The organism is Phaeovulum veldkampii DSM 11550, assembly GCF_003034995.1.
GTDB classification, from domain to species: Bacteria; Pseudomonadota; Alphaproteobacteria; order Rhodobacterales; family Rhodobacteraceae; genus Phaeovulum; species Phaeovulum veldkampii.
Map to the genome: position 1 here is coordinate 1 of NZ_PZKF01000014.1, position 23,336 is coordinate 23,336.

Consider the following 23,336-nt stretch of genomic DNA (forward strand, 5'->3'; position numbering starts at 1 on the left):
TTTACCGTAGGTCGGCCGGCCGTTCGGTTCGGGCCGGTTCCCGTTTCCGGTCCGGTTTCCCTTTACCGTACCGGTCCGTCGTAAAGTAAACGTCCGGGGTCGGGGGTCGGGCCCGGGCCCGGTCGTCGGGTCCGGTACCCTACCCGTCCCGGGGGCCGGGGGGCCGGGGGGACGGGGCGACGGGAGGGGGGTGCCGGCCGGTGAAATGGGCGATTGCCTCGGCCAACGTGGCGGGGGCAAGCACCGGGGTTGCGCCGACCCAGGCCGCCTCGGCGCCCGAGGCGGCGGGGCAGATCAGCGCGCGATCCTCCTCGGCGGCGGCCAGCGCGGCGGGCAGGGCGCCCGCCACCGCGATCAGCCGCCCGTCCAGCGCCAGTTCCCCCAGCGCCACGCAGCCCTCGACCTCTTCGCGCGGTAAAATGTCGATGGCCGCCAGCAGGGCCAGAGCAATCGGCAGATCGAAATGCGAGCCCTCCTTGGGCATGTCGGCGGGCGAGAGGTTGACGGTGATCTTGCGCGCGGGCAGCGCGATCGACAGTGCCCCCAGCGCCGCGCGGACCCGTTCGCGCGCCTCTGATACTGCCTTGTCGGGCAGGCCCACGATGGCAAAGCCCGGCAGGCCCTGCGTTACGGCGCATTGCACCTCGACCAGACGGGCCTCGATCCCCTCGAAGGCCACGGTATAGGCTTTGGCCAGCATCGCCCCTCCTGCACCCCGGATCAGGGTTCTGGATCAGGGCTAGGCGATCATGGTTTACGAAAGGTTAATTCGCCCCCGGCCAAGGCCGTGTTGGCCAGTCGCGGCGGTAAAACGGCTGATCGGGGCCCTCTGCCAGCCCCTCGGCGCGCCAGCGGCAGAATGCGGGGCAGGCCAGATGCGTGGCGACATAGGCCGCCGCCGCAGCCCCCACCGGCAGATTGTAGCCCGCGATCCGGGCCGCGACCGGGGCGAAAAACGCATCTGCCGCCGACCAATCCCCGAACAGCCACGGGCCGCCCGCGCCGAAATCGCACCGGGCCAGCGCCCAGAGTTCCTCCAGCCGGGCCAGGTCGGCCAGAACGGTGTCGGGCGGGGCGCAATCGGCATAGCTGACGCGCAGGTTCATCGGACAATGGCTGCGCAGGGCGGAAAAGCCCGCGTGCATCTCGGCCGCCGACCAGCGCGCCACCGCCCGCGCCTCGGGGTTGGCGGGCCATAGTCTGGCGTCGGGGTGGCGCTCGGCCAGGGTTTCGGCGATGGCCAGCGTCTCGCCGATCACCCGGCCCGAGGGCAGCCGCAGCGCGGGCACCATCCGCGCCGGCGCAAAGCCCGCCATCAAGCGCGCGAAATCGTCGGAATAAAGCCGCCCGGTTTCCACCGTCACCGGCAGCCCCGGTTTGGCAAACAAAAGCCAACCGCGCAGCGACCAGCTGGAATAGCTGCGATCCCCGATTGCCAGAACATATGTCATCGCCGCGTTACCCTGATTGCCGACCCTTGGGTGCAGTGTCGGTGGCCCGGTGATCAGCCGCAAGCGGCGAATGGAGCAAGCCACACGAAACCGTGACGAACAAAAGAAAATTTGCGTGATCCGGCAGACAGGCGCCCTCGTATCCGCCATAGTGAACAGGCTGAGAGCCGCTACCAGTGGGTGGGAGACCCGGGAGACTGATCATGGCACTCGACGGAATGACCGACGACACCTTGCCGCGTCAGGCGATGCGCGCAGAATTGCTGGATGCCGAGACCGAACTGGCCTTGGCCCGCGCTTGGCGCGATCACCGCGACGAGGCTGCGCTGCACCGGCTGGTCACGGCCTATATGCGGCTGGCAATCTCGATGGCGTCGAAGTTTCGCCGCTACGGCGCGCCGATGAACGACTTGATTCAAGAGGCAAGCCTGGGCCTGATGAAGGCCGCCGAAAAGTTCGACCCCGAACGCGGTGTGCGGTTTTCAACCTATGCGGTCTGGTGGATCAAGGCCAGTATCCAGGATTTCGTGATGCGCAACTGGTCGATGGTGCGAACCGGCTCCACCTCGGCGCAGAAGTCGCTTTTTTTCAACATGCGCCGGGTTCAGGCCCAGATCGAGCGCGAGGCCGCGGCGGCGGGCGAGCATCTGGACGGGCATCAGTTGCGCCAGCGCATCGCCACCGAAATCGGTGTGCCGATGGCCGATGTCGAGATGATGGAGGGGCGCCTTTCCGGCTCGGATTTTTCGCTCAATACGCCACAATCGGCGGGCGAGGAGGGGCGTGAATGGATCGAGGCGTTGGAGGATGACGGGCCGGGGGCCGCGGAAACCGTGGCGCTGGCCCATGATTCGGCGCGGCTGCATGGCTGGATCGGCGCAGCCATGGGCGCGCTGACTGCGCGCGAGCGGTTCATCGTGACCGAGCGCAAACTGCGCGAAGAGCCGCGCACGCTGGAACAACTGGGGGCCGAACTGGGCCTGTCAAAAGAACGCATCCGCCAGCTGGAGGCGCAGGCTTTTGCCAAGATGCGCCGCAGCCTTGAGGCGCAAAGCGGGGAAGTGCATCTGTTTTTGCAATGAGGATGGTTGCAGCGATACTGGCCGCTCTGGCCCTTCCAGCCGGGGCGGCCCAGATCGCGCCCGATGCGCTGGGCAGCATTTCCGCCCCCATCGTGGTGTTGGGCGAGGTGCATGACAACCCGGTTCATCACCTCAATCAGGCCCGCGTGGTGTTGGCGCTGAAACCCCGCGCGCTGGTGTTCGAGATGCTGACGCCCGAACAGGCCGCCCGTGCCCTGCCCGGCGCCGATGCCGCGAGCCTGGGCAAGGCGTTGGGCTGGGAGGCCGGGGGCTGGCCCGATTTTGCGATCTATTATCCGATCTTTGCCGCCGCGCCCGGTGCCGCGATTTACGGGGCAGCGCTGCCACGCGCCGATGTGCGCCGCGCGATGACCGAGGGGCCGGCGGCGGTGTTTGGTGCCGATGCGGCGCGGTTTGGTCTTGGCGCCGATCTGCCGCCCGCCGATCAGGCCGCGATGGAGGCTGAACAGATGCGCGCCCATTGCGATGCCCTGCCGCCCGCAATGCTGCCCGGCATGGTTGCGGCGCAGCGGTTGCGCGATGCGGCCTTTGCGCGGGCCACGCTGGCCGCGCTGGAGGAAACCGGCGGGCCGGTCGCGCTGATCACCGGCTCGGGCCATGCCCGGACTGACCGTGGTGTGCCCGCCGTGCTGCGCGCCGCGGCGCCCGATGTGGCCGTTGTCGCGCTGGGTCAGGTGGAGGCACCCGCCGAGGCCGATCAACCCTTTGATCTGTGGATCGTGACCGACCCCAGCCCGCGCCCAGACCCCTGCGCCGCGTTTCGCTAGCTTGCCCTGCGCCGCGCCCGCGCCTAATGCTGGGTTAGGCAGGGGTGGGGGCGCAGATGCTGGCAGACAAGAAGATACTTCTGATCATCTCGGGCGGAATCGCGGCTTACAAGGTGCTTGACCTGATCCGACGTCTGCGCGACCGCGGCGCCGCCGTGGTGCCGGTGCTGACCCGCGCCGCCGAGGAATTCGTGACGCCCTTGTCGGTGTCGGCGCTGGCCGGGTCGAAATGCTACCGCGATCTGTTCGATCTGACGGACGAGGCCGAGATGGGCCATATCCAGCTCAGCCGCGCTGCCGATCTGGTTGTGGTGGCGCCCGCCACCGCGGATCTGATAGCCAAGATGGCCACCGGGCTGGCGGGGGATCTGGCTTCCACGCTGCTGCTGGCCACCGACAAGCCGGTGCTGATCGCGCCTGCCATGAATGTGCGGATGTGGCAGCACCCGGCAACGCAGCGCAATGTTGCGCAATTGCGCGCCGATGGGGTGCGTGTCGTCGGCCCCGAGGCGGGCCCGATGGCCTGCGGCGAACATGGGCCGGGCCGGATGGCCGAGCCTGCCGATATTCTGGCCGAAATCGGCGACATGCTGGCAGCGGGGCCGCTGGCGGGGCGGCATGTGATCGTGACCTCGGGCCCCACGCATGAGCCGATCGACCCGGTGCGTTACATCGCCAACCGCTCGTCGGGGGCGCAGGGGGCGGCATTGGCCGCCGCGCTGCGCGATCTGGGCGCGCGGGTTACCTTTGTCACCGGCCCCGCCACCGTGCCCCCGCCCGAGCGGGTGACGGTGGAGCGGGTGGAAACCGCCGCCGAGATGCTGGCCGCGGTCATGGCCGCATTGCCCGCCGATGCCGCCGTGCTGGCTGCGGCAGTGGCAGACTGGCGCGTGGCCAATGCCGCCGGGCAAAAGCTGAAGAAGGATGGCTCGGGCCGCCCGCCGGTGCTGGAATTTGCCGAAAACCCCGACATTCTGGCGACGCTGTCGGTGCTTGGCGCCGACCGGCCCGCGCTGGTCGTGGGCTTTGCCGCCGAAACTGCCGAAGTTCTGGCCCATGCGCAGGCCAAGCGCGCGCGCAAGGGCTGCGACTGGATCGTGGCCAATGATGTCAGTCCCGGATCGGGGGTCATGGGCGGGGCCGACAACACCGTGATCGTGATCGACGATCACGGGGCAGAGCACTGGCCGCGGCTGAACAAGGCCGAGGTTGCGCGCCGTCTGGCCCATCGCATCGCCGCAGCGCTGGCCGCGCGTCAGGGCTGATCGGGGACGGGGCACCGCCGATTCAGCGATACCGCCTGCCAGCGCCCGTCAGGCGCGCGTGACCAACGCAACGCTTCGGCATTGCCCAGCCGCGGCAGGGTGGTATCGGGTGCCAGCAGATCGGCCAGAACGCGGGCGGTGCCCGAATGTGCCACGATCAGCACTGGCAGTGGCGGGGTGATGCGCGCCAGCCCCGCACGGGTGCGGGCGGCAAAGACCTCGGGGTTTTCGCCGCCGGGCGGGGTGGCCTCGCGCCGCAGGATCGCGCGGGGCTGGCCCTGCCAGTCGCCCCAGCAGCGTTCGGCCAGGTCGGGCACGATCTGCACCTTGTGACCGGTTCGGGCCGCCACCGCAGCGGCAGTCTGACGCGCGCGCAGGAGCGGTGAACACCAGATCGCGGCGAAATCCTGCGCCGCCAGCACAACTGCCGCCGTCTCGGCCTCGGCCCGGCCGGTGGCATCCAGCCCCACGTCGAGCGAGCCTGCGATCCGGTCGCTGGCGTTCATTGGGGTGCGGCCATGCCGCAGGATCAGGAACGACGATGTCAGAAGCGGGATCACCGGCCCCTCCGTTCGCGGCTGGCTGCGCTGCGCCGATCGCGCCACAGTCGCGCGCCGATGGCAAGACCCCGTGGGACCAGACCGCGATCAAGGATTGATCAGGCCGGCGCAATCGGCCACCTTCGCGCAAGGCTCGGCCTTGGCGCCGGGGCGGGGATCATCAGGCAAAAGGGGCGGCGATGACACCGGTGGTGAAAATTCTGCGCGAGGATTGGGCCGATCCCGATGTGGCGCTGCCCGACTATGCCACCTCTGGCTCGGCCGGGGCCGATATCCGCGCCAACCTGCGCCCCGAAGACCGGCTGACCGGCTTTACGCTGGACCCGATGCACCGCGCGGTGGTGCCCACCGGGCTGCGGGTGGAAATTCCTGACGGGTTCGAAATCCAGATTCGCCCACGGTCTGGGCTGGCGTTGCAGCACGGGATCACGCTGCCCAACACGCCAGGCACGATCGACAGCGACTATCGCGGCCCGCTGGGGGTTGTGTTGGTGAACCTTGGCGGGGTGCCCTACACGCTGCATCACGGCGACCGGATCGCGCAACTGGTCGTGGCGCCGGTGGTGCAGGTGCGGTTTGAACTGGCGCCGGTTTTGGGTGAAACCGGGCGCGGCGCGGGGGGCTTTGGCTCCACCGGCAGGGGCTAGGCGCGATGCTGGTTCTGGCCATGGCGGGGGCGCTGGTGCTGTTGGGGCGGCTGTTGCGGCTGCCCTGGGGCGGCATCTGGGCGATGCTGGGTGTTTTGTGGGGGGCGGTGATGCTGGCGCATCTGGTGCTGCCCGCAGGCCATCCGCTGCCGCGCGCCACTGGGGGTGACTGGCGGGTCTGGGCCGTGGTCGGGGGGCTGGCCGCGCTGGCGCTGGCCTATCGCGCGGCGCTGGTGGCCCTGCGGCGCCGGGCACGGCCCGTGGCGCGGCGTGCGCCCGCCGCCGCCAACACGCTCAGCGAGACCGAACTGGACCGCTACGCCCGCCATATCATCCTGCGCGAGATCGGCGGGCCGGGGCAACGGCGGCTGCGCGCCGCGCGGGTGCTGGTGGTGGGGGCGGGCGGCCTTGGCTCGCCTGCGCTGTTGTATCTGGCGGCGGCGGGGGTGGGCACGATCGGGGTGATCGACGACGACACCGTGGCCAATTCCAACCTGCAACGTCAGGTGATCCATGCCGATGTCCGCATCGGGCTGCCAAAGGTGTTTTCCGCCGAGGCCAGCCTGCGCGCGCTGAACCCCTTTGTCGATATTCGCCCCTATAACCGCCGGCTGACCGCCGATCTCGCGCCCGGGCTGTTTGCCGACTATGACCTGATCCTTGACGGGTCAGACAATTTCGACACCCGCGCGCTGGTAAATGCCGCGGCTGTGGCCGCGGGCAAGCCGCTGATCGCGGGCGCCGTGTCGCAATGGGAGGGGCAGTTGACCCTGTATGACCCGGCCCGCGGCGCACCCTGCATGGCTTGCCTGTTCCCCGAACCGCCCGCACCGGGCCTTGCCCCTGCCTGCGCCGAGGCAGGGGTGATGGCGGCGCTGCCCGGCATCGTGGGCGCGATGATGGCGGCCGAGGCGATCAAGGAGATCACCGGCGCGGGGCAATCGCTGCGCGGGCGGCTGATCCTGCATGATGCGCTGTGGGGCGAAAGCCGCCAGATCGCGGTGAAACCGCGCCCCGGCTGCCCGGTCTGCGGAGGGGGCGCGCCGTCAGTCACAGTCTGATCGGCTCCATCACTTCGGGTTCGATCACCCGCACGCCGGGCGGCAGGCCGATCCTCAGCGCCTCGGCGCTTTGTTCCAGCAGCGGAAAGGTGCGGTAGTGACACGGGATCACGGTGCGGAAGTTGAAATACTTTCGCGCAGCCCAGGCGGCGCGCTTCATGTCCATGGTGAAATGCCCGCCGCAGGACAGGATGCCAATGTCGGGCGCGTGATATTCGCCCATCCAGCCCATGTCGGCCATGATGTCGGTATCGCCCGACACATAGATCGTATGGCCCTCGCCCGCGATCATGTAACCCGATTCGTGGCCCGCATAGACCGGCCCGTCCGTGCCCTGAAGCGACGAGGAATGGCAGGCGTTCACCATCGTCACCTTTGCCCCGCCCAGATCGACGGTGCCGCCCTTGTTGAAGCCCAGCCCCTGAATGTTGTGATGTTCGCTCCACCAGCTGACCAGATCATAGATGCCTACCACGGGAATGTTTTGCGCGTGTGCGATAGCCAGCGCATCGCCGGTGTGATCGCCGTGGCCATGGGTGATCAGAATGTGGGTTGCGCCGCGGGTCGCCTCGGCGCGGCGATCTTCGGGGAACATCGGGTTGCCGGAAAGCCATGGGTCGATCAGGATCACCGCCTGTTCGATTTCCAGCCGAAAGCCGGAATGGCCAAGCCATGTCAGGTTCATTGCATCCTCCTGCCGTGGTTTCTGCGCCAAGCCTAACGCAAACGCTGCTACGGGGAAACGCCCGGTGTTCGGGCCGGTGCTTGCGGGGGGCGGCCTCGGGCGCTAAACCCGAACCCGAAACAGGACGGAGTGAACCCCATGTCCATTGACATCGACACCGCCCGCAAGGTGGCGCATCTGGCGCGCATTGCGGTGCCCGAGGAAAACCTGCCCGCGCTGGCCGACCAGCTTTCGGGCATCCTGACCTTTATGGAACAGTTGAACGAGGTCGATGTGACAGGGGTGGAGCCGATGACCTCGGTCACGCCGATGCGGCTGAAGCGGCGCGCCGATGTGGTCACGGACGGTGGCTATCCCGAAAAGATCCTGTCCAACGCCCCCGATGCCCGCGAGGGCTTCTTTGCCGTGCCGAAGGTGGTGGAATGAGCCTGAACGAACTGACGATTTCTGCCGCCCGCGACGCGCTGCGCAAGGGTGACACGACGGCGGTCGAGCTGACCGAAGCCTGCCTTGGCGCGATCGAGGGGGCGGGCGCGCTGAACGCCTTTGTGCATCACACGCCCGAGATTGCGCTGGAACAGGCTCGCGGGGCAGATGCCCGGATCAAGGCGGGCGATGCGCCTGCGATGTGTGGCATCCCGGTGGGCATCAAGGATCTGTTCTGCACGCGGGGCGTGGCCAGCCAGGCCGCAAGCCGGATTCTGGAAGGGTTCAGGCCGGAATACGAATCTACCGTCACGCAAAACCTGTGGGATGCGGGCGCGGTGATGCTGGGCAAGCTGAACATGGACGAATTCGCCATGGGCAGTTCCAACGAAACCGCCTGCTACGGGCCGGTGGTCAACCCCTGGAAGGTCGATGACCGGCGGCTGACGCCGGGCGGGTCGTCGGGCGGGTCGGCTGCGGCGGTGGCCGCCGACCTGTGCCTTGCGGCCACAGGGACCGATACCGGCGGTTCGATCCGGCAACCCGCGGCCTTTGCCGGCATCGTGGGCATCAAGCCGACCTACGGGCGCGTGTCGCGCTGGGGCGTGGTGGCCTTTGCCTCCAGCCTCGATCAGGCCGGGCCGATGACGAAATCGGTGCGCGATGCGGCGATCATGCTGGGCGCCATGGCCAGCCACGACCCCAAGGATTCGACCAGCGCCGATCTGCCCGTGCCCGATTTCGAGGCGGCGCTGACCGGCGACATCCGCGGCAAGAAGATTGGCATTCCGCGTGAATACCGGATGGAGGGCATGCCCGCCGAGATCGAGGCATTGTGGCACAAGGGCGCCGAGATGCTGAAGGATGCGGGCGCCGAGATTGTCGAGATCAGCCTGCCGCATACCAAATACGCGTTGCCCGCCTATTATGTCATCGCGCCGGCCGAGGCCTCCAGCAACCTCGCGCGCTATGACGGGGTGCGCTATGGCCACCGTGCCCGTCTGGGCCAGGGCGACGGCATCACCGAGATGTATGAGAAAACCCGCGCCGAAGGCTTTGGCCCCGAGGTGCAGCGGCGCATCATGATCGGCACCTATGTGCTGTCGGCGGGCTTTTATGACGCCTATTACAACCGCGCCCGCAAGGTGCGCGCGCTGATCAAGCGCGATTTCGACACGGTGTTTGCCGCGGGCATCGACGCGATCCTGACGCCCGCCACGCCGTCCTCGGCCTTTGGTCTGGGCGAGATGGCCAATGCCGACCCGGTCGAGATGTATCTGAACGACGTGTTCACCGTGACGGTCAACCTGGCCGGGTTGCCGGGGGTTTCGGTTCCGGTGGGGCTGGATGCCAGGGGGCTGCCCTTGGGGCTGCAACTGATCGGGCGCCCTTGGGCCGAGGGCGATCTGCTGAATCACGCTCATGTGCTGGAACAGGCGGCGGGCTTCGTGGCAAAACCGGCGCGGTGGTGGTAATCGGGCCTTGATCGGCAACGGAGGCGGGGCAATGCGGGCAGGTTTGGGGATCGCGGCGGCGCTGATGCTGGCGGGCTGTATGGGGTCGGACGGCACGCAGCAGGGCGTGGGGTTCAACGACTACCAAGGCTATCTGGCCGAGCGTGAGGCCGCGCTGCGCGGGGCGCCCGCCGCAGCCCGGCCCATTGCCCCTGCGACAGCGCAGGCCATTGCGCCGCCGCCTGTCGCCTCGGCCCCGCTCAGCGCGCTTGCCCCGGCGGCGTCCGTGCCGGCTGCGACGCCCATGGTAAACCCTATGACGGCGCCCACGTCTATTGCCCCGTCGTCCATCGCGCCCTTCCCCGATGTGCCGATGCCCGCCCCCGAAGCCACAGTGTCGGATGACCCCGCGGCAATCGGGGCAGCCGCGCTGGCCGCGATCGGCGCCAGCCCCGTGGCCGTACCGCCCCCGGCTCTCGCTGCGGCGCCCGCGCCCATGGCCGTGCCGGTGCCTGCCGCCCCCACATCGGCAAGCCGCGCCGGTCTTGGGCCGAACCTTGCCGCCTATGCGCTGGCCGCGCAGAACCGGCTGGGGCAGCCAGTCTGGACGCGCGGCGGCCTGACGCTGGCCAACCATGAACGCGCCTGCGCCAAATTTACCACGACCGACCAGGCGCAGACCGAGTTTTTACGCCGCGGAGGCCCCGAACGCGACCCCGGCAACCTTGACCCTGATGGCGACGGCTTTGCCTGTTCCTGGGACCCGACGCCATTTCAGGCGGTGCGGGACCAGTAGGTGCCCTTTCCCTCGCCCAATTTCGGCGAAAGGCGGGGCGGCGCGCGGCCTGATCTGATCGTGATTCACTATACCGCAATGGCCAGTTGCGCCGCCGCGCGCGACCGGCTGTGCGACCCCGCCGCCGAGGTTTCGGCGCATTGGCTGATTTCCGAACAGGGCATGGTCGAGCAACTGGTGGACGAGGCAGCGCGGGCCTGGCACGCCGGGGCAGGGGCCTGGGGCGCGGTGGGCGATGTGAACTCACGCTCGATCGGGATCGAACTGGCCAATACCGGGGATGCGCCTTTCCCCGAGCCGCAGATGCGCGCGCTGGAACGCCTTTTGCCGCAGATCATGGCGCGCTGGGCGATCCCGCCGCAGCGGGTGATCGGCCATTCCGACATGGCGCCGGGGCGCAAGGGTGACCCCGGCCCGCGGTTCGACTGGCGCAGGCTGGCGGTGCAGGGGCTTGCGGTCTGGCCCAGACCAGGCGGCGACGGGGCGCGCCCGCTGGCCGATAGCCTGACCCGGATCGGCTATCCCGAGGCCGCGCCCGAGGTGCGGCTGGCGGCCTTTCGGATGCGCTTTCGCCCTTGGGCCGGAGGCCCGGAGGAAGAGGCCGACCGCGCGCTGGCCGCCGATCTGGCCGACCGGTTCGGGCATGGTCAGGGTTTCGGGCAGGGTCAGGGTGGGCGGTGACGCCCACCCTGAGGAGTATCAGAACTTGATGATGTAGGACACGCCCGCCACGATCGGGTCGATCTCGGCGGTGCCGACGCTGGCACCGTCCACCGTCACATCGGCGTCGATATCCATCCAGCGCACCTCGCTGCGCAGGGCGGTGCGGTCGCTCAGCGCATAGTCAAGGCCCAGCGTCGCGGCCAGGCCCCAGGAATCGTCGATCTTGACACTCGTGCCCGCCAACGCGCCGACGCCCTTTTCCTCGAAGAAGGCGGTGTAATTCACACCAAGGCCGACAAAGGGTTTCCACGCGCTGCCGGTGTCAAAGTGATAGTTCAGCGAGATGGTGGGCGGCAGGTGCTTGGTCGTGGCGACCTCGCCCAGGTCAGCCGTGCTGACGCTGTGCTTGAAGGGCGTGGCGGCCAGCACCTCAATGCCCAGATTGTCGCGGATGAAATATTCAAAGGTCAGCGTCGGCTGCACGTTGTTGTCAACGTCGGCTTCGCTGCCGGCCAGAACACCGTTGCCGGATGTCGGCGCCACCACGCCAAGGCCAAGGCCGATGGTGTAATCACCCGCCGATTGCGCCGCGACAGGCGCGGCAAGGCAGCACAGCAGGGCGGGAAGGGTCAGGGCAGTCAGGGTTTTCATGGGATCATCCACTTCATTATAATGCGGCCAATTTAGCGCAGCGACATCGTGACGCGACGTGACTTAGATCAATTACAGGGAAAATCGATATTTGCGCGATCAAGTCCGCGTCAGGATGGCCGGCGTTGACGCCGGCTGACCTTGGGCCTATGTCTGCGGCGCGCGGATGGCTGGATGACCGCGTGGGGGCAACCCCGCGAGGAAAGTCCGGACTCCATGAAGGAACGGTGCCGGGTAACGCCCGGCGGGGGCAACCCCAGGGAAAGCGCCACAGAGAACAGACCGCCCCTGCTCGCAGGGGTAAGGGTGAAACGGTGGGGTAAGAGCCCACCGCGGGACTGGCAACAGGACCGGCACGGCAAGCCCCACCGGGAGCAACGCCGAATAGGGGCCTCGCGCGGGGCTGGTCGGGCAACCGATACCGCCGCAGGGTAACTTCGACCCGAGAGGTCCGGGTTGGCAGCTAGAGCGCGCAGGCAACCGCGCGCCCAGATGAATGGTCATCAAAGGGGGCAACCCCGGAACAAAATCCGGCTTACAGGCCATCCGCGCGTCTGGCCCCGCCGAAACTGTCGCTCGCCGCCGATCCGGGGGCGATCGGGTGCTGCTATTGTCACAATTTTGCGCTATGATGCCATCGTTCTCAGGGGGTGCATCATGAGTTTTGTCAAGACGCTGGCCACGTTGGCCGTTGGCTTTGCCGCAGCGCGCGGTGTTGATCACTACAAGAAGATCGGCGGCATGGAGGGCGTCAAGGGCGCCCTGCGCGGCGTCGGCGAGCCCGGCGGCATGGTCGATCAGGTTGGCCAGATGGCCGAGAAGATGGGCGTTCCGGGCGGTAAGACCGCTGTGCGCGACCTGTTCGCCAAGTTCGGCACCTCGGCCGCCGGGGCGACCGAGGCGACCGAAGCGGGCCTGGGCAGCCTTGTGGCCGCGCTGACCGGCGCCGCCACCGCCGGGGCCAAGACCACCAGTGACATGCTGGGGGCGCTGACCGGGGGCACCCCGGCTGACGCGATGATGGAGGATAACGCCCGCCTGATGATTCGCGCGATGATTCAAGCGGTCAAATCCGATGGTGTCATCGACGAGGCCGAGCGGATGCAGGTGCTGGCGCAGTTGAAAGACGCCACGCCCGAAGAAATCGCCTTCGTCAAGGCCGAGATGGATGCCCCGATCGACATTGCCGCCCTGGCCGCCGCGACCGGGGTGCAGGCTCGAGCGCAGGTCTATTCTGCCGCACTGATGGCGATCCGTGTCGATACGGATGCCGAACGCGCCTATCTGCACAGCCTTGCCACCGCGCTGGGGCTGGATGCGGCCACCGTGGCGGGGTTGCACAGCACGATGGGCCGCCCCGACGCCTGAACTGTGCCCGCTGCGGCGCCAAATCTTGGTCGCGCGGAGCTTTGTCTGTTGACTCGCCCGCGCGCCTGAGTAAAAGGCGGGCTTCAAGGATTTCACGGGCGGCCAACCGCCCGGCTGCAGGAGACTTAAAATGGCGAAGCCGACGACGATCAAGATCCGTCTGAACTCGACGGCGGGCACCGGGCACTTCTATGTGACCAAGAAGAATGCCCGCACCATGACCGAAAAGATGACCGCGAACAAATACGATCCGGTCGTCCGCAAGCATGTCGAATACAAGGAAGGCAAGATCAAGTAAGATCGCGCCAGCTTGTTGTACATGGGCCGCCCCTTGGGCGGCCTTTTGCATGCCGGGGCGGTGTTAGCCGAGTCCAACCAAACAAAAGTAAATTTATCGGGTTTACAAGTCCGACGCTTTCAGTCAGCTTTTCGTCGTGCCCAGCGGGCCCGACGAACAGGACTGACACATGAAACCCACGCTTTTCGCCCTTCTTGCCACAACCGCGCTGATCGCGGCGCCTGCCTTTGCCGATGACCGGCTGGCGGTGCTGGAAACCTACGCCGATATCGCCGAGGCGGGCTATGCGGACAGTCTTGCCACCGCGCAGGCGCTGCAAGCGGCGGTTGCTGCCCTTGTCGCCGCGCCTTCGGTCGAAGCCCTGGCGGCGGCCAAAACCGCCTGGCTGGCCGCGCGCGTGCCTTATCAGCAGACCGAGGCGTTCCGCTTTGGCAACCCGATCGTGGATGAATGGGAGGGTCGGGTGAACGCCTGGCCGCTGGACGAGGGGCTGATCGACTATGTCGATATGACATCGGCGGCGGTGAACGAAGAAAACGATTTTGCCTTGCTGAATGTCATCGCCAACCCGCGTTTCACGCTGGGCGGCGCCGAGATTGACGCGGTCGAGATCACGCCCGCGCTGATTGGCGAGGTGCTGCACGAGGCCGAGGGGATCGAGGCCAACGTCGCCTCGGGCTATCACGCGGTAGAGTTCTTGTTGTGGGGGCAGGATCTGAACGGCACCGAACCGGGCGCCGGGGCGCGGCCGCACACCGATTTCATGCAGGGCGCGGGCTGCACCGGCGGCAATTGCGACCGGCGCGCGGCCTTCTTGGTGGCGGCGACCGACCTGCTGGTGGCAGACCTTGAGGAAATGGCCGCCAACTGGGCCGAGGGCGGTGCCGCGCGCGCGGCTGTTCTGCAAGACCCGGCCAAGGGCATTTCCGCGATTCTGACCGGGATGGGCAGCCTGTCTTACGGCGAGTTGGCGGGCGAGCGGATCAAATTGGGCCTGATGCTGCACGACCCCGAAGAAGAGCATGACTGCTTTTCCGACAACACCCATAACAGTCATTTCTATGACGGGGTCGGCATCCGCAACGTCTATCTTGGCAGCTACACGCGGCCCGATGGCAGCACGGTCAGCGGGCCCTCGCTGTCGGCGCTGGTGGCGGCGGCCGATCCGGCGGTTGACGCGCAACTGCGCGCCGAGCTGGATGCCAGCGTCGCCGCCCTTGGCTCGATCAAGGCCGCAGCAGAGGGCGGTATGGCCTATGATCAGATGCTGGGGCTGGGCAATGACGCGGGCAAAGAACTGATCGAGGGCGCGGTTTCGGCGCTGGTGGCACAGACCCGCTCGATCGAGCGGGCGGTGGCGGCGCTGGGGCTGGAGACGGTCGCGGTCGAGGGATCAGACAGCCTTGATAACCCGACAGCGGTTTTTCAGTAAGGCCGCAGGGCGTGAAGCTGGTGGGCGGGGTCTGATGCGTATGATCCTGGCGGGCGCCCGCCCTGTTGTTCTGGTGGCTTTGATCGCCACTCCCGCGCTGGCCCAGCGCACCACAGACGAGGCCGCGCGGGTTGCTGCCGTGACGGCCACGCCCGCCTATTTTGCCGCGCCCGAGCCGTTCGAGGCGTTGCCCGCTGGTGCCGCCACCCGCCGCGGGGCAGCCGATGGCCGTGCGTTTTCCATGCCTTCGGCCCATATGGGGGCCGAGCGGCTGCTTGAGTTTCATCTGGGCGATGCGGTGTTTGGCAAGCTGTGGGTCACCGCGCCGTCGGCCACGCGCGCGTCAGACGGGCTGGGGCCTTTGTTCAACGCGCGATCCTGCCAGACCTGCCACCCCGGCGACGGGCGTGGCCATCCGCCTGCCGATCTGTCGCCCGCGGGGTCGCGGCTGGGCATGGTGCTGCGGCTGTCGGTGCCCGCAAGTCCCGATCAGATCGCGGCGCATCTGGCGACGATCCCCGGCCATCGGCCCACCTTGCCCGAACCGACCTACGGCAGCCAGTTGCAGGACCGCGCCATCGCGGGCCTTGCACCCGAGGGGCGGCTGGACATCACCTATCAGGTGTTTCCGGTGCCGCTGGCCGGGGGCGAGGTGGCGCATCTGCGCCGCCCGACCTATCGGGTGGGCGATCCGGGGCAGGGGCCGCTTGCGCCGGATGCCATGTTTTCGCCCCGCGTGGCGCCGCAGATGATCGGGCTGGGACTGCTGGAGGCGGTGCCCGACGCCGATATCATCGCCCGCGCCGACCCCGAGGATGCCGATGGCGATGGCATTTCGGGGCGCGCGGCGATGGTCTGGTCGGTCGAGGTGCAGGCGCCCGCCCTGGGCCGCTTTGGTCACAAGGCGGGCGTGGCCAGCCTGCGCGAGATGGTGGCTGCGGCTTTTGCCACCGATCTGGGCCTGTCAAACCCGCTGTTCCCTGACCCCGCGGGCGATTGCACCGCGGCACAGATCGCCTGCCGCACCGCGCCCTCGGGCGAGGATCCGGGGCTGCGCGACGGGCGCGAGGTGGATGGCGCAACGCTTGATCTGGTCACGTTTTACACGCGCAACCTGGCGGTGCCGGAACGCCGCGCCCCGGCCGACCCACAGATTTTGCGCGGCAAGGCGGTGTTCAACAGCACCGGCTGCACCGCCTGCCACAATCCGAAATTCGTAACCGCGCGGCTGCCTGACCGGCCCGAACAATCGTTTCAACTGATCTGGCCATACACTGATCTGTTGCTGCACGACATGGGGCCGGGGCTTGCCGATCATCGCCCCGAAGGCACCGCCTCGGGGCGGGAATGGCGCACCGCGCCGCTGTGGGGGATCGGCCTGACCGAGGTCGTGACCGGCCGCGCCAGCTATCTGCACGACGGCCGCGCCCGCAGCCTGCTGGAGGCGGTGCTGTGGCATGGTGGCGAAGCGCAGCCTGCCCGTGATAGGGTTGTTGCCATGCCGCCCGAAGACCGGGCCGCGCTGATCCGCTTTCTGGAGTCGCTCTGATGCGCCGTGACCTCGCCCTTGCCTTTTGTCTGTGTCTTGCCACACCCGCCGTGGCGGATGTGGCCGAGACGGTCACGGATCACATCCTGCCCGGCTATGCCCGGTTTTCCGACAGCGCCGCTGCGCTGGGGGCAGCGGCGCAGGCCGATTGCCGCCCCGCGGCGCTGCGCGGCCCCTGGAACGCGGCTTTTGACGGCTGGATGGGGGTGTCGCATCTGCGGCTTGGCCCCGTCGAGGAGCAGGGCCGCGCACTGGCGATTGCCTATTGGCCCGACCCCAAGGCCACCGGCGCGCGGCAACTGGTGGGGGTGCTGGCGGCGGCCGATCCGGCGCTGCTGGAGCCGGGTGCGATGGCCGAGGCCTCGGTCGCGTTGCGTGGGTTGTTCGGGCTGGAGCGGGTGCTCTATGGCCCGGACTATGCCGAGGGCAGCTATGCCTGCGGTCTGGCGCGCGCGCTGGCGGGCGATCTGGCCAATACGGCGGGGGCGGTGGCGGCGGGCTGGGGCACTCCGGGCGGCGGCGGCTATGCCGATGCGTTGCTGGCCGCGGGGGCGGCGGGCAATGCCAGCTTTCTGGACGCGCGCGAGGCGCGGCAGGCGCTGTTTACCCAACTGATCACCGGGCTTGATTTTATCGCTGACCAGCGGCTGGGCCGACCTTTGGGCAGCTTTGACCGGCCCCAGCCCGCCCGCGCCGAGACGCTTTTGTCGGGGCGGCCGCTGCGCAATGTCGCGTTGTCGCTGGCGGCGCTGCGCGAGATGGCCCAAACGCTCGCCCCCGAGGCCGCGGCAACGCAGGCCGCCCTTGGTCGTGCGATCACGCTTGCCGAAAAGCTGCCCGACCCGACGCTGGCCGGGGTCGCAGACCCTTCGGGATGGCTGAAGGTCGAAATCTTGCAACAGGCGGTCCATGCCGCCCGCGATACCGCCGTGGCCGAGATCGGCGCGGCGCTGGGCGTGGGGCTGGGCTTCAACGCCGCCGATGGAGACTGAGATGCGCCCGGACCGCCGCTATTTCCTGGCCTCGTTAGCCGCCACCGCGGCCCTGCCGCGGCTTGGCTGGGCCGATGCGGGCGGCCCCGCCTTTCTGGCCGCCGCGCAGGATGCCGATGGCGCCCGCGCGCTCTATGGCCTGTCGGACAGGGGGGAGGCGCTGTTTCGCATTCCGCTGCCCGCCCGCGGCCATGCCGCCACCGCCCACCCGACGCGCCCCGAGGCGGTGGCCTTTGCCCGCCGTCCCGGCACTTTCGCGCTGGTGATCGATTGTATCTCGGGTGTGGTGCTCGCCCGCCTGACCCCGCCCGAGGGGCGGCAGTTCAACGGGCATGGCACCTATTCGCTGGATGGTGCGGTGCTCTATACCTCCGAGCTGGTCGCCGAAGGGTCAGCGGGGCGGATCGGGCTGTGGGATGCGCGCCGCGGCTATGCCCGGTTGGGCGAGTTCGCTTCAAACGGGATCGGCCCGCATGATGTGAAGCGGCTGCCCGGATCGGACCTGCTGGTGGTCGCCAATGGCGGCATCGAAACCGACCCTGCCGACCGCACGCCGCTGAACCTTGACACCATGCGCCCGAACCTCAGCTATCTTTCGCCCGAGGGCCAGGTGCAGGAGGTGGTCGAACTGGCCCCCGATCTTGCGCAGAACTCGATCCGCCATCTGGCGCTGCGGTCTGACGGGCTGGTGGCCTTTGCGATGCAGTGGCAGGGCGATGCGGCGCTGGCGGTGCCGCTGTTGGGGCTGCATCGGCGTGGCGCGGCGGTGCGGCTTTGCCCGCCGCCCGAGGCCGAGGCGCTGGCGATGCGCGGTTATGCCGGGTCGATCGCCTTTGACGGCGCCGGGCAGCAGGTGGCGATCACCTCGCCCCGCGGCGGGCGCATCGAGGTGTATGAGGCCACGGGCGGCTTTGTGCGGGCGCTGGCGCGCGCCGATGTCTGTGGCGTGGGGCCTGCGCCGGGGGCTGCCGGGTTTATCGTGACCGACGGGCAGGGGCTGATCGCCCGCGTGGGGGCCGAGGGGCTGCGGCCCTTGACGCGGGCCGCCTGCGCCTGGGACAACCATCTGATCCCGGTTGGCTGACCCGCGCGGGGCGAGGCTGTGGGCTTGTGCAAGCCTTGATCTGAATCATGGCGTAAATCCCGCCGTCCCCCGATCTTTTCGCTGCATGCAAACCGGGAGGTGTGATGCCGGGGGCCAGAATACTCAATCACCATGCGGGGCTGGTAAACCGCATGGCGGAAACGGTTGGTGTCGATCTGTCGCACAGTCTGGCCGTCGGCCATCTGAGCGGCGAGGACTGGCGCGGTATGGTCATGCGCTGCACGCAATGCGCCGATCCGGTGGCCTGCCAGGGCTGGCTTGCGACGCATCAGGGTGAAACGGTGGTGGCGGCGCCCGCATGGTGCCGCAACGAGGCGCAGATGCGGCGGCTTCAGGTCACTGCGCGGGACGATGCTGACAAGGATGAGGTTGCGTGATGGGAATACAGGGGAATATCGATCTTCACTTCTGGATGACGCGGGGAATGGCACGACGTCTGGGGGTGAACCTGACGGCGGCGATGCAGGACGGGCTGTTGACCCAGGGCGATCTGGCCGAAATGGTGCTGCGCTGCCACAATTGCAGCGGTGCCAAGGGTTGCCTTGCCTTTCTGGCCGAATACCCTGACCGCGCCGAGGCTGCGCCCGACTGGTGTTCAAACGCGCAGGTGCTGCGCGAACTCAGCGCGCTGAACTGACCCAGGGCAGGCGCCGCGCAGGTTTGCCGACATTCGCGTGACCGCAGCGGCGGGGTCTTTTGTCCACGCAGGCGTCGCGCTAAAGTTCGGGGCGGTTTCCCAAGGTAACGTCCGATGCCCCTGACCCTGATCCGTTTTCGCCCCCTTGCACTGGTGCTGGCGGTTTTGCCGCTGGCGGCCTGTATGGCGCCTGTGGCAGCGCCCGTCGTGCCCCAGCCCGCGATGGTTCGCCCCACCGCCTCGGCCCCGCTGCCACCCGAGACTGCGGCCGAAAATTTTGTTCGCGTCGTCGCCCGGATGGAGCCGCAGGTAGAGGCCGAGTGCCGCGCTCGCGCGCAGGGCCGCAACTGCGACTACCAGATCGTGATCGATGACCGCCCCGGCCAGTCGCCCAATGCCTTTCAGACGCTGGGGCCGGGCGGGCAGCCGATCATCGGTTTCAACCTTGCGCTGATCGCCGAGGCGCGCAACCCCGATGAACTGGCCTTTGTGATGGCGCATGAGGCGGCCCACCACATCGCCGCGCATATCCCGCGCAAGCAGCAATCGGCGCTGGCGGGGGCGCTGATTCTGGGCACGCTGGCGGCAGCAGGCGGGGCCGATGCGGCCACCGTGCGCAATGCCCAAGACATCGGTGCCACGGTGGGCGCGGGCGCGCGATCCAAGGATTATGAGCTGGAGGCCGACAGGCTGGGCACGATTCTGACCTGGAACGCGGGCTATGACCCGCTCTTGGGGGCGGGCTTTTTTACCCGGTTGCCCGATCCGGGGCGCAGCATGCTGGGGTCGCACCCGGCAAACGCGCTGCGCATGGATGTGGTGCGCCAGACCGTCGCCGATCTGCGCGCCGGGCGGGTCTGAGGCGATCAGACCTCCAGCATCCGGTCGGCGCTGGCCTCGAACAGCGTGCGGGCATAGTCGGTTGTCATCTGCGCACCGGCCAGCGCCGCGCGTGACAGTTCCTCTACCGCGCGGCCGTGCTGCATGACCAGAACCCGGTCGCACATGTGGTCGATCACGGCGAGGTCATGGCTGACCATCAGAAAGGTCAGCCCGTGTTCGGCGCGCAGCCGGTTCAGCAGGTTCAGCGTTTCGGCCTGAACGCTGGCATCCAGCGCCGAGGTGGGTTCATCCAGCAGCAGGATTTCCGGCTCCAGCATCAGCGCGCGGGCAATCGCCACGCGCTGGCGCTGCCCGCCCGACAACTGGTGCGGATAGCGAAAGCGGAAGGCGGGCGGCAAGCCCACATCGTCTAGCGCGCGCACCACGCGGGCGTCGGTATCGCCGATGCCGTGTATCGCCAGCGGCTCTGCCAGGGTGCGGTCGATCGTATGGCGCGGATGAAGCGAGCCGTAGGGGTCTTGAAACACCATCTGCACATGGCGGCTGAACGCCTTGCCGCGCGGGGTTTTCACCGGCGCGCCGGCAATGCGGATACGGCCGCCAGACACCGGCGCCAGCCCGCAGATCGCGCGCAGGATCGTGGATTTGCCAGACCCGCTTTCGCCCACCAGCCCATAGCTTTCACGCGCGGCAACCGACAGGCTGACATCCTCGACGGCGCGGATGCTGCGCCCGCCGACGTGATAGGTGACCGACAGGTTTTCGATCTCGATCAATGCCATCTTATCCTCTTGCCCAGTCTGCGGACCGATCCAGCCCCGGCAGCGGCGCGCGCGGCCCGCCGATGCGTGGCAGGCAGTTCAGCAGACCCTGCGTATAGGGATGGCGGGCCTGCATCAGGTGCCGCGCCTCCAGCTCCTCGACCACGCGGCCCTTGAACATCACCAGAACCCGGTCGCAGAAACGCGCCACCAGCCGCAGGTCGTGGCTGATGAAGATCAGCCCCATGCCGCGGCTGCGCACCAGATTGTCAAGAATGCTCAAGACCTCGGCCTGCACGGTCACATCCAGCGCGCTGGTCGGCTCATCTGCGATCAACAGGTCGGGGTTGGGGATCAGCATCATCGCGATCATCACCCGCTGGCCCATGCCGCCCGACAATTCATGCGGATAGGCCTCCATCACGCGTTCCGGGTCGCGGATATGCACCGCCTCCAGCGCCGCGATGGCCTTGGCGCGGGCCTCGGCGGCGCCGACACGGTCGCGCAGGCGCAGACCCTCGGTCAGTTGCGCCCCGATCTTCATCACCGGGTTCAGCGAATATTTCGGGTCTTGCATCACCATGGCGATGCGTTGCCCCCGCAGGGCGCGCATCTGTTTCTCGCTCGCGCCCATCAGGTCGATGCCGTCAAAGGTCATCTCGGCCGCCGAAATCCGCCCCGGCGGGCGGATAAGGCGCAGCACCGACCGGCCGGTGATGGTTTTTCCCGATCCGCTTTCGCCCACGATGCCCAGCCGTTCGCGCCCAAGGCTGAACGACACGCCGCGCACAGCCTCGACCAGCCCCGCCTCGGTGCGGAAGCTGACATGCAGGTCTTTTACCGACAACAGGGTCATTTGCCCGAACTCCGCGGGTCAAGCACGTCGCGCAACCCGTCGCCCAGAAGGTTGAAGCCAAGGCTGACGATGAAGATGGCAAGGCCCGGAATGGTGGCGACCCACCATTGTTCGAACAGGAACTTGCGCCCCGAGGAAATCATCAGCCCCCATTCCGGCAACGGCGGCTGCACGCCAAGGCCCAGAAAGCCCAGGCCCGCCGCGGTCAGGATCACCCCCGCCATATCCAGCGTGACGCGGATGATGACCGAGGGCAGGCACATCGGCATCACATAGCCCCAGATGATGCGCAAGGCGCCCGCGCCTTGCAGACGCACGGCGGCGATATAGTCGGCGTTGCGCACCGTCAGCGTTTCGGCCCGCGCCACCCGCGCATAGGGCGGCCACGAAGTCAGCGCGATGGCCAGCACCGCGTTTTCCACCCCCGGCCCCAGAACCGCGACCAGCGCCAGCGCCAGGATCAGCTTGGGGAAGGCCAGGAAAATGTCGGTGATGCGCATCAGCACCTGATCAAGCCAGCCGCCGAAATAGCCCGCCACCGTGCCCACGATCAGCCCGAACAGCGGCGCCGTCAGCGCCACCAGCGCCACGATGTAAAGCGTGATCCGCGCGCCATAGACGATACGTGTCCACAGGTCGCGGCCGAAATCGTCGGTGCCCAGCCAATGCCCCGGCGTGCCGGGCGGCAGCAGGCGCTGGCCCAGATCCTGCGCGATCGGGTCATGCGTGGCAAACAGCGGCGCGAACGCCGCCATCACCAGCAGTGACAGCACGATGGTAAGCCCGATCATCGCCAGCGGGTTGCGGGAAAGCCGCAGCCAGCCCAGATAATACTGGCCGATCCGGGCCTGAAGCCGCGATGCGGGGTTTGGGTCGCGCAGCCAGGAGGTGATCTGTCCCATCAGCGCGCCCTCGGATCGACAAGCCGATAGAGCAGGTCGGAAAACATGTTCAGCCCCACGAAGACCGCGCCCACAACAATGGTGCCGCCCAGAACGGCCGGCATGTCGGCGGCAAAGAGCGCGTTGGTGATGTAAAGCCCCAAGCCCGGCCAGGCAAAGACGGTTTCTGTCAGCACCGAGCCTTCCAGCAGGTTGGCGTAAGACAGCGCGATCACCGTGATCAGCGGCACCATCACGTTCTTCAGTGCGTGAATCCAGATCACGCGCCATTCGGGCATGCCTTTGACGCGGGCGGTGGTGATGTATTCCTGGCTCAGTTCGTTCATCATGAAGCTGCGGGTCATCCGACTGATATAGGCCATCGAGTAATAGCCCAGCACGCCCGCGGGCAGCACGATATGCGACAGCGCATTGGCGAACATGTCCCAGCGTCCGGCCAGCGCCGTGTCGATCAGGATCATGCCGGTCGCGCGGGTCACGTCGAATTCGAACATCATCTCGAACCCCGCATCGAGCCGCCCCGGCCCGCCGACCCAGCCCAGAATGCCGTAAAACAGCAAAAGCCCCATCAGCCCCAGCCAGAACACCGGCATCGAATAGCCGGCAAGGCCCACCAGGCGCACCAACTGGTCAACCCAGGTGCCGGGCCGTGTGGCCGCCAGAATGCCCGCAGGCACGCCCACCAGAACGCCGAAGATCGTGGCGATACTGGCCAGTTCCAGTGTGGCGGGAAAATAGCGGGCGATTTCTTCGGCAATCGGTTCGCGCGTGCGCAACGAGGTGCCCAGATCGCCGGTCACCGCATCGCCCACATAGATCAGGAACTGCCGCCACAGCGGCTGATCCAGCCCCAGCGCCTCGCGCACGGCGTTGTATTGTTCGGTCGTGGCACGCTCGCCCACGATCGACAACACCGGGTCGATCGGCACGACGCGGGCGATGACAAAGGTCACCAGCAGCAGGCCCAGGAAGGTGGCGCCCAAGGTTAACGCCAGCCCCGCAAAACTGCGCAGGCCCGCGGTCAGGCGGCGGGATCGGGAAGGGGAGGAGGTATGTGCCATAGT

At 67.8% G+C, this 23,336-nt stretch carries 26 protein-coding genes, 1 other RNA gene and 1 pseudogene; 19 read left to right on the forward strand and 9 right to left on the reverse strand.

Translation table 11 applies throughout. From position 1 onward, the window contains the following. Positions 1–172: 172 nt before the first annotated feature. Together C5F46_RS07575 and C5F46_RS07580 are read right to left on the reverse strand one after the other, a co-directional pair. A pseudogene (locus C5F46_RS07575) lies at positions 173–700 on the reverse strand (magnesium chelatase domain-containing protein); the annotation flags it as partial. Positions 701–764: 64 nt separating this feature from the next. Then, complete coding sequence (locus C5F46_RS07580; protein ID WP_107324763.1) at positions 765–1,451, reverse strand: glutathione S-transferase; 687 nt, start codon at positions 1,449–1,451, stop codon at positions 765–767. 203 nt (positions 1,452–1,654) lie between these two features. On the opposite strand from C5F46_RS07580, the gene C5F46_RS07585 reads away from it, so the two are divergent. Genes C5F46_RS07585 through coaBC form a run of 3 tightly spaced genes read left to right on the forward strand, consistent with a single transcriptional unit; the run spans position 1,655 to position 4,586 of the window. After that, positions 1,655–2,533 (forward strand): RNA polymerase factor sigma-32, encoded by an 879-nt coding sequence (locus C5F46_RS07585; RefSeq protein WP_107324764.1) that lies wholly within the window; start codon positions 1,655–1,657, stop codon positions 2,531–2,533. Further along, positions 2,530–3,321: a ChaN family lipoprotein gene (locus C5F46_RS07590; protein WP_107324765.1), complete on the forward strand. Its 792-nt coding sequence runs from the start codon at positions 2,530–2,532 to the stop codon at positions 3,319–3,321. Before C5F46_RS07585 ends, C5F46_RS07590 begins: the two co-directional genes overlap by 4 nt. 56 nt (positions 3,322–3,377) lie before the next feature. Beyond that, positions 3,378–4,586: a bifunctional phosphopantothenoylcysteine decarboxylase/phosphopantothenate--cysteine ligase CoaBC gene (gene coaBC / locus C5F46_RS07595; RefSeq protein ID WP_107324766.1), complete on the forward strand. Its 1,209-nt coding sequence runs from the start codon at positions 3,378–3,380 to the stop codon at positions 4,584–4,586. Here the strand turns inward: coaBC and C5F46_RS07600 are convergent. Next, complete coding sequence (locus C5F46_RS07600) at positions 4,577–5,146, reverse strand: histidine phosphatase family protein (protein ID WP_133618402.1); 570 nt, start codon at positions 5,144–5,146, stop codon at positions 4,577–4,579. The two genes, coaBC and C5F46_RS07600, sit on opposite strands and share 10 nt — an antisense overlap. Positions 5,147–5,325: 179 nt before the next feature. On the opposite strand from C5F46_RS07600, the gene dut reads away from it, so the two are divergent. Continuing rightward, positions 5,326–5,793 (forward strand): dUTP diphosphatase, encoded by a 468-nt coding sequence (gene dut, locus C5F46_RS07605; protein ID WP_107324768.1) that lies wholly within the window; start codon positions 5,326–5,328, stop codon positions 5,791–5,793. 5 nt (positions 5,794–5,798) lie between these two features. Continuing rightward, a complete protein-coding gene (locus C5F46_RS07610) occupies positions 5,799–6,854 on the forward strand; it encodes a HesA/MoeB/ThiF family protein (protein ID WP_107324769.1) in 1,056 nt (351 codons plus the stop codon). Here the strand turns inward: C5F46_RS07610 and C5F46_RS07615 are convergent. Continuing rightward, positions 6,844–7,539: a metal-dependent hydrolase gene (locus tag C5F46_RS07615; protein WP_107324770.1), complete on the reverse strand. Its 696-nt coding sequence runs from the start codon at positions 7,537–7,539 to the stop codon at positions 6,844–6,846. The genes C5F46_RS07610 and C5F46_RS07615 overlap by 11 nt on opposite strands. 138 nt (positions 7,540–7,677) lie before the next feature. On the opposite strand from C5F46_RS07615, the gene gatC reads away from it, so the two are divergent. The 4 genes from gatC to C5F46_RS07635 are packed head-to-tail and all read left to right on the forward strand — an operon-like array spanning position 7,678 to position 10,896. Beyond that, the gene (gene gatC / locus C5F46_RS07620) at positions 7,678–7,965 is read left to right on the forward strand and encodes an Asp-tRNA(Asn)/Glu-tRNA(Gln) amidotransferase subunit GatC (RefSeq protein ID WP_107324771.1); all 288 of its coding nucleotides are present in this window, start codon (positions 7,678–7,680) and stop codon (positions 7,963–7,965) included. Then, entirely contained in the window at positions 7,962–9,440 is a 1,479-nt protein-coding gene (gene gatA, locus C5F46_RS07625; protein WP_107324772.1) for an Asp-tRNA(Asn)/Glu-tRNA(Gln) amidotransferase subunit GatA, read from the forward strand. Before gatC ends, gatA begins: the two co-directional genes overlap by 4 nt. Positions 9,441–9,471: 31 nt before the next feature. Further along, entirely contained in the window at positions 9,472–10,215 is a 744-nt protein-coding gene (locus C5F46_RS07630; RefSeq protein WP_107324773.1) for a hypothetical protein, read from the forward strand. Then, entirely contained in the window at positions 10,216–10,896 is a 681-nt protein-coding gene (locus tag C5F46_RS07635; RefSeq protein WP_107324774.1) for an N-acetylmuramoyl-L-alanine amidase, read from the forward strand. Positions 10,897–10,914: 18 nt separating this feature from the next. On the opposite strand, the gene C5F46_RS07640 is transcribed toward C5F46_RS07635, so the two are convergent. Continuing rightward, positions 10,915–11,529: an OmpW/AlkL family protein gene (locus C5F46_RS07640; protein WP_107324775.1), complete on the reverse strand. Its 615-nt coding sequence runs from the start codon at positions 11,527–11,529 to the stop codon at positions 10,915–10,917. Positions 11,530–11,691: 162 nt separating this feature from the next. Between C5F46_RS07640 and rnpB the strand changes: the two genes are divergently transcribed. From rnpB to C5F46_RS07690, 10 genes are all read left to right on the forward strand, one after another. Beyond that, an RNA gene (gene rnpB, locus C5F46_RS07645) (RNase P RNA component class A) lies at positions 11,692–12,083 on the forward strand. Positions 12,084–12,186: 103 nt separating this feature from the next. Next, entirely contained in the window at positions 12,187–12,897 is a 711-nt protein-coding gene (locus C5F46_RS07650) for a DUF533 domain-containing protein (protein WP_107324776.1), read from the forward strand. A gap of 130 nt (positions 12,898–13,027) precedes the next feature. Then, positions 13,028–13,195 (forward strand): 50S ribosomal protein L33, encoded by a 168-nt coding sequence (gene rpmG, locus C5F46_RS07655; protein ID WP_107324777.1) that lies wholly within the window; start codon positions 13,028–13,030, stop codon positions 13,193–13,195. A gap of 169 nt (positions 13,196–13,364) precedes the next feature. Beyond that, positions 13,365–14,627 carry an imelysin family protein gene (locus tag C5F46_RS07660; protein WP_107324778.1) on the forward strand — a complete coding sequence of 421 codons (1,263 nt, stop codon included), beginning with the start codon at positions 13,365–13,367 and terminating at the stop codon, positions 14,625–14,627. A gap of 34 nt (positions 14,628–14,661) precedes the next feature. Next, positions 14,662–16,176 carry a di-heme oxidoreductase family protein gene (locus tag C5F46_RS07665; protein ID WP_235820114.1) on the forward strand — a complete coding sequence of 505 codons (1,515 nt, stop codon included), beginning with the start codon at positions 14,662–14,664 and terminating at the stop codon, positions 16,174–16,176. Next, the gene (locus tag C5F46_RS07670) at positions 16,176–17,168 is read left to right on the forward strand and encodes an imelysin family protein (RefSeq protein ID WP_107324780.1); all 993 of its coding nucleotides are present in this window, start codon (positions 16,176–16,178) and stop codon (positions 17,166–17,168) included. The genes C5F46_RS07665 and C5F46_RS07670 overlap by 1 nt, the downstream gene beginning before the upstream one ends. 1 nt (position 17,169) lies before the next feature. Next, complete coding sequence (locus C5F46_RS07675; protein WP_107324781.1) at positions 17,170–18,252, forward strand: DUF1513 domain-containing protein; 1,083 nt, start codon at positions 17,170–17,172, stop codon at positions 18,250–18,252. A gap of 104 nt (positions 18,253–18,356) precedes the next feature. Then, positions 18,357–18,650 carry a DUF6455 family protein gene (locus C5F46_RS07680; protein WP_133618400.1) on the forward strand — a complete coding sequence of 98 codons (294 nt, stop codon included), beginning with the start codon at positions 18,357–18,359 and terminating at the stop codon, positions 18,648–18,650. Beyond that, positions 18,650–18,910, forward strand: a complete 261-nt coding sequence (locus C5F46_RS07685) for a DUF6455 family protein (RefSeq protein WP_268935653.1) — start codon at positions 18,650–18,652, stop codon at positions 18,908–18,910. Before C5F46_RS07680 ends, C5F46_RS07685 begins: the two co-directional genes overlap by 1 nt. 114 nt (positions 18,911–19,024) lie before the next feature. After that, positions 19,025–19,771: a M48 family metalloprotease gene (locus tag C5F46_RS07690; protein WP_107324784.1), complete on the forward strand. Its 747-nt coding sequence runs from the start codon at positions 19,025–19,027 to the stop codon at positions 19,769–19,771. Positions 19,772–19,776: 5 nt separating this feature from the next. Here C5F46_RS07690 and C5F46_RS07695 read toward each other — a convergent pair whose 3' ends face one another. Genes C5F46_RS07695 through C5F46_RS07710 form a run of 4 tightly spaced genes read right to left on the reverse strand, consistent with a single transcriptional unit; the run spans position 19,777 to position 23,333 of the window. Then, a complete protein-coding gene (locus C5F46_RS07695; protein ID WP_107324785.1) occupies positions 19,777–20,535 on the reverse strand; it encodes an ABC transporter ATP-binding protein in 759 nt (252 codons plus the stop codon). Between the two features lies 1 nt (position 20,536). After that, on the reverse strand, positions 20,537–21,370 hold the full coding sequence (locus tag C5F46_RS07700; RefSeq protein WP_107324786.1) for an ABC transporter ATP-binding protein: 834 nt from the start codon (positions 21,368–21,370) through the stop codon (positions 20,537–20,539). After that, the gene (locus C5F46_RS07705; protein WP_107324787.1) at positions 21,367–22,272 is read right to left on the reverse strand and encodes an ABC transporter permease; all 906 of its coding nucleotides are present in this window, start codon (positions 22,270–22,272) and stop codon (positions 21,367–21,369) included. The genes C5F46_RS07700 and C5F46_RS07705 overlap by 4 nt, the downstream gene beginning before the upstream one ends. Continuing rightward, positions 22,272–23,333: an ABC transporter permease gene (locus C5F46_RS07710; RefSeq protein ID WP_107324788.1), complete on the reverse strand. Its 1,062-nt coding sequence runs from the start codon at positions 23,331–23,333 to the stop codon at positions 22,272–22,274. Before C5F46_RS07710 ends, C5F46_RS07705 begins: the two co-directional genes overlap by 1 nt. Between the last annotated feature and the right edge of the window lie 3 nt (positions 23,334–23,336).

Coding starts and splice junctions, on each gene's coding strand:
- C5F46_RS07610 (WP_107324769.1), top strand. CDS start 5,799: ATGCTGGTTCTGGCCATGGCGGGGGCGCTGGTGCTGTTGGGGCGGCTG.
- C5F46_RS07670 (WP_107324780.1), top strand. CDS start 16,176: ATGCGCCGTGACCTCGCCCTTGCCTTTTGTCTGTGTCTTGCCACACCC.
- C5F46_RS07630 (WP_107324773.1), top strand. CDS start 9,472: ATGCGGGCAGGTTTGGGGATCGCGGCGGCGCTGATGCTGGCGGGCTGT.
- C5F46_RS07615 (WP_107324770.1), bottom strand. CDS start 7,539: ATGAACCTGACATGGCTTGGCCATTCCGGCTTTCGGCTGGAAATCGAA.
- C5F46_RS07580 (WP_107324763.1), bottom strand. CDS start 1,451: ATGACATATGTTCTGGCAATCGGGGATCGCAGCTATTCCAGCTGGTCG.
- C5F46_RS07585 (WP_107324764.1), top strand. CDS start 1,655: ATGGCACTCGACGGAATGACCGACGACACCTTGCCGCGTCAGGCGATG.
- gatC (WP_107324771.1), top strand. CDS start 7,678: ATGTCCATTGACATCGACACCGCCCGCAAGGTGGCGCATCTGGCGCGC.
- C5F46_RS07680 (WP_133618400.1), top strand. CDS start 18,357: ATGCCGGGGGCCAGAATACTCAATCACCATGCGGGGCTGGTAAACCGC.
- C5F46_RS07705 (WP_107324787.1), bottom strand. CDS start 22,272: ATGGGACAGATCACCTCCTGGCTGCGCGACCCAAACCCCGCATCGCGG.
- C5F46_RS07660 (WP_107324778.1), top strand. CDS start 13,365: ATGAAACCCACGCTTTTCGCCCTTCTTGCCACAACCGCGCTGATCGCG.
- C5F46_RS07695 (WP_107324785.1), bottom strand. CDS start 20,535: ATGGCATTGATCGAGATCGAAAACCTGTCGGTCACCTATCACGTCGGC.
- C5F46_RS07675 (WP_107324781.1), top strand. CDS start 17,170: ATGCGCCCGGACCGCCGCTATTTCCTGGCCTCGTTAGCCGCCACCGCG.
- C5F46_RS07590 (WP_107324765.1), top strand. CDS start 2,530: ATGAGGATGGTTGCAGCGATACTGGCCGCTCTGGCCCTTCCAGCCGGG.
- C5F46_RS07700 (WP_107324786.1), bottom strand. CDS start 21,370: ATGACCCTGTTGTCGGTAAAAGACCTGCATGTCAGCTTCCGCACCGAG.
- C5F46_RS07665 (WP_235820114.1), top strand. CDS start 14,662: ATGCGTATGATCCTGGCGGGCGCCCGCCCTGTTGTTCTGGTGGCTTTG.
- C5F46_RS07640 (WP_107324775.1), bottom strand. CDS start 11,529: ATGAAAACCCTGACTGCCCTGACCCTTCCCGCCCTGCTGTGCTGCCTT.
- coaBC (WP_107324766.1), top strand. CDS start 3,378: ATGCTGGCAGACAAGAAGATACTTCTGATCATCTCGGGCGGAATCGCG.
- C5F46_RS07685 (WP_268935653.1), top strand. CDS start 18,650: ATGGGAATACAGGGGAATATCGATCTTCACTTCTGGATGACGCGGGGA.
- rpmG (WP_107324777.1), top strand. CDS start 13,028: ATGGCGAAGCCGACGACGATCAAGATCCGTCTGAACTCGACGGCGGGC.
- C5F46_RS07690 (WP_107324784.1), top strand. CDS start 19,025: ATGCCCCTGACCCTGATCCGTTTTCGCCCCCTTGCACTGGTGCTGGCG.
- gatA (WP_107324772.1), top strand. CDS start 7,962: ATGAGCCTGAACGAACTGACGATTTCTGCCGCCCGCGACGCGCTGCGC.
- dut (WP_107324768.1), top strand. CDS start 5,326: ATGACACCGGTGGTGAAAATTCTGCGCGAGGATTGGGCCGATCCCGAT.
- C5F46_RS07650 (WP_107324776.1), top strand. CDS start 12,187: ATGAGTTTTGTCAAGACGCTGGCCACGTTGGCCGTTGGCTTTGCCGCA.
- C5F46_RS07710 (WP_107324788.1), bottom strand. CDS start 23,333: ATGGCACATACCTCCTCCCCTTCCCGATCCCGCCGCCTGACCGCGGGC.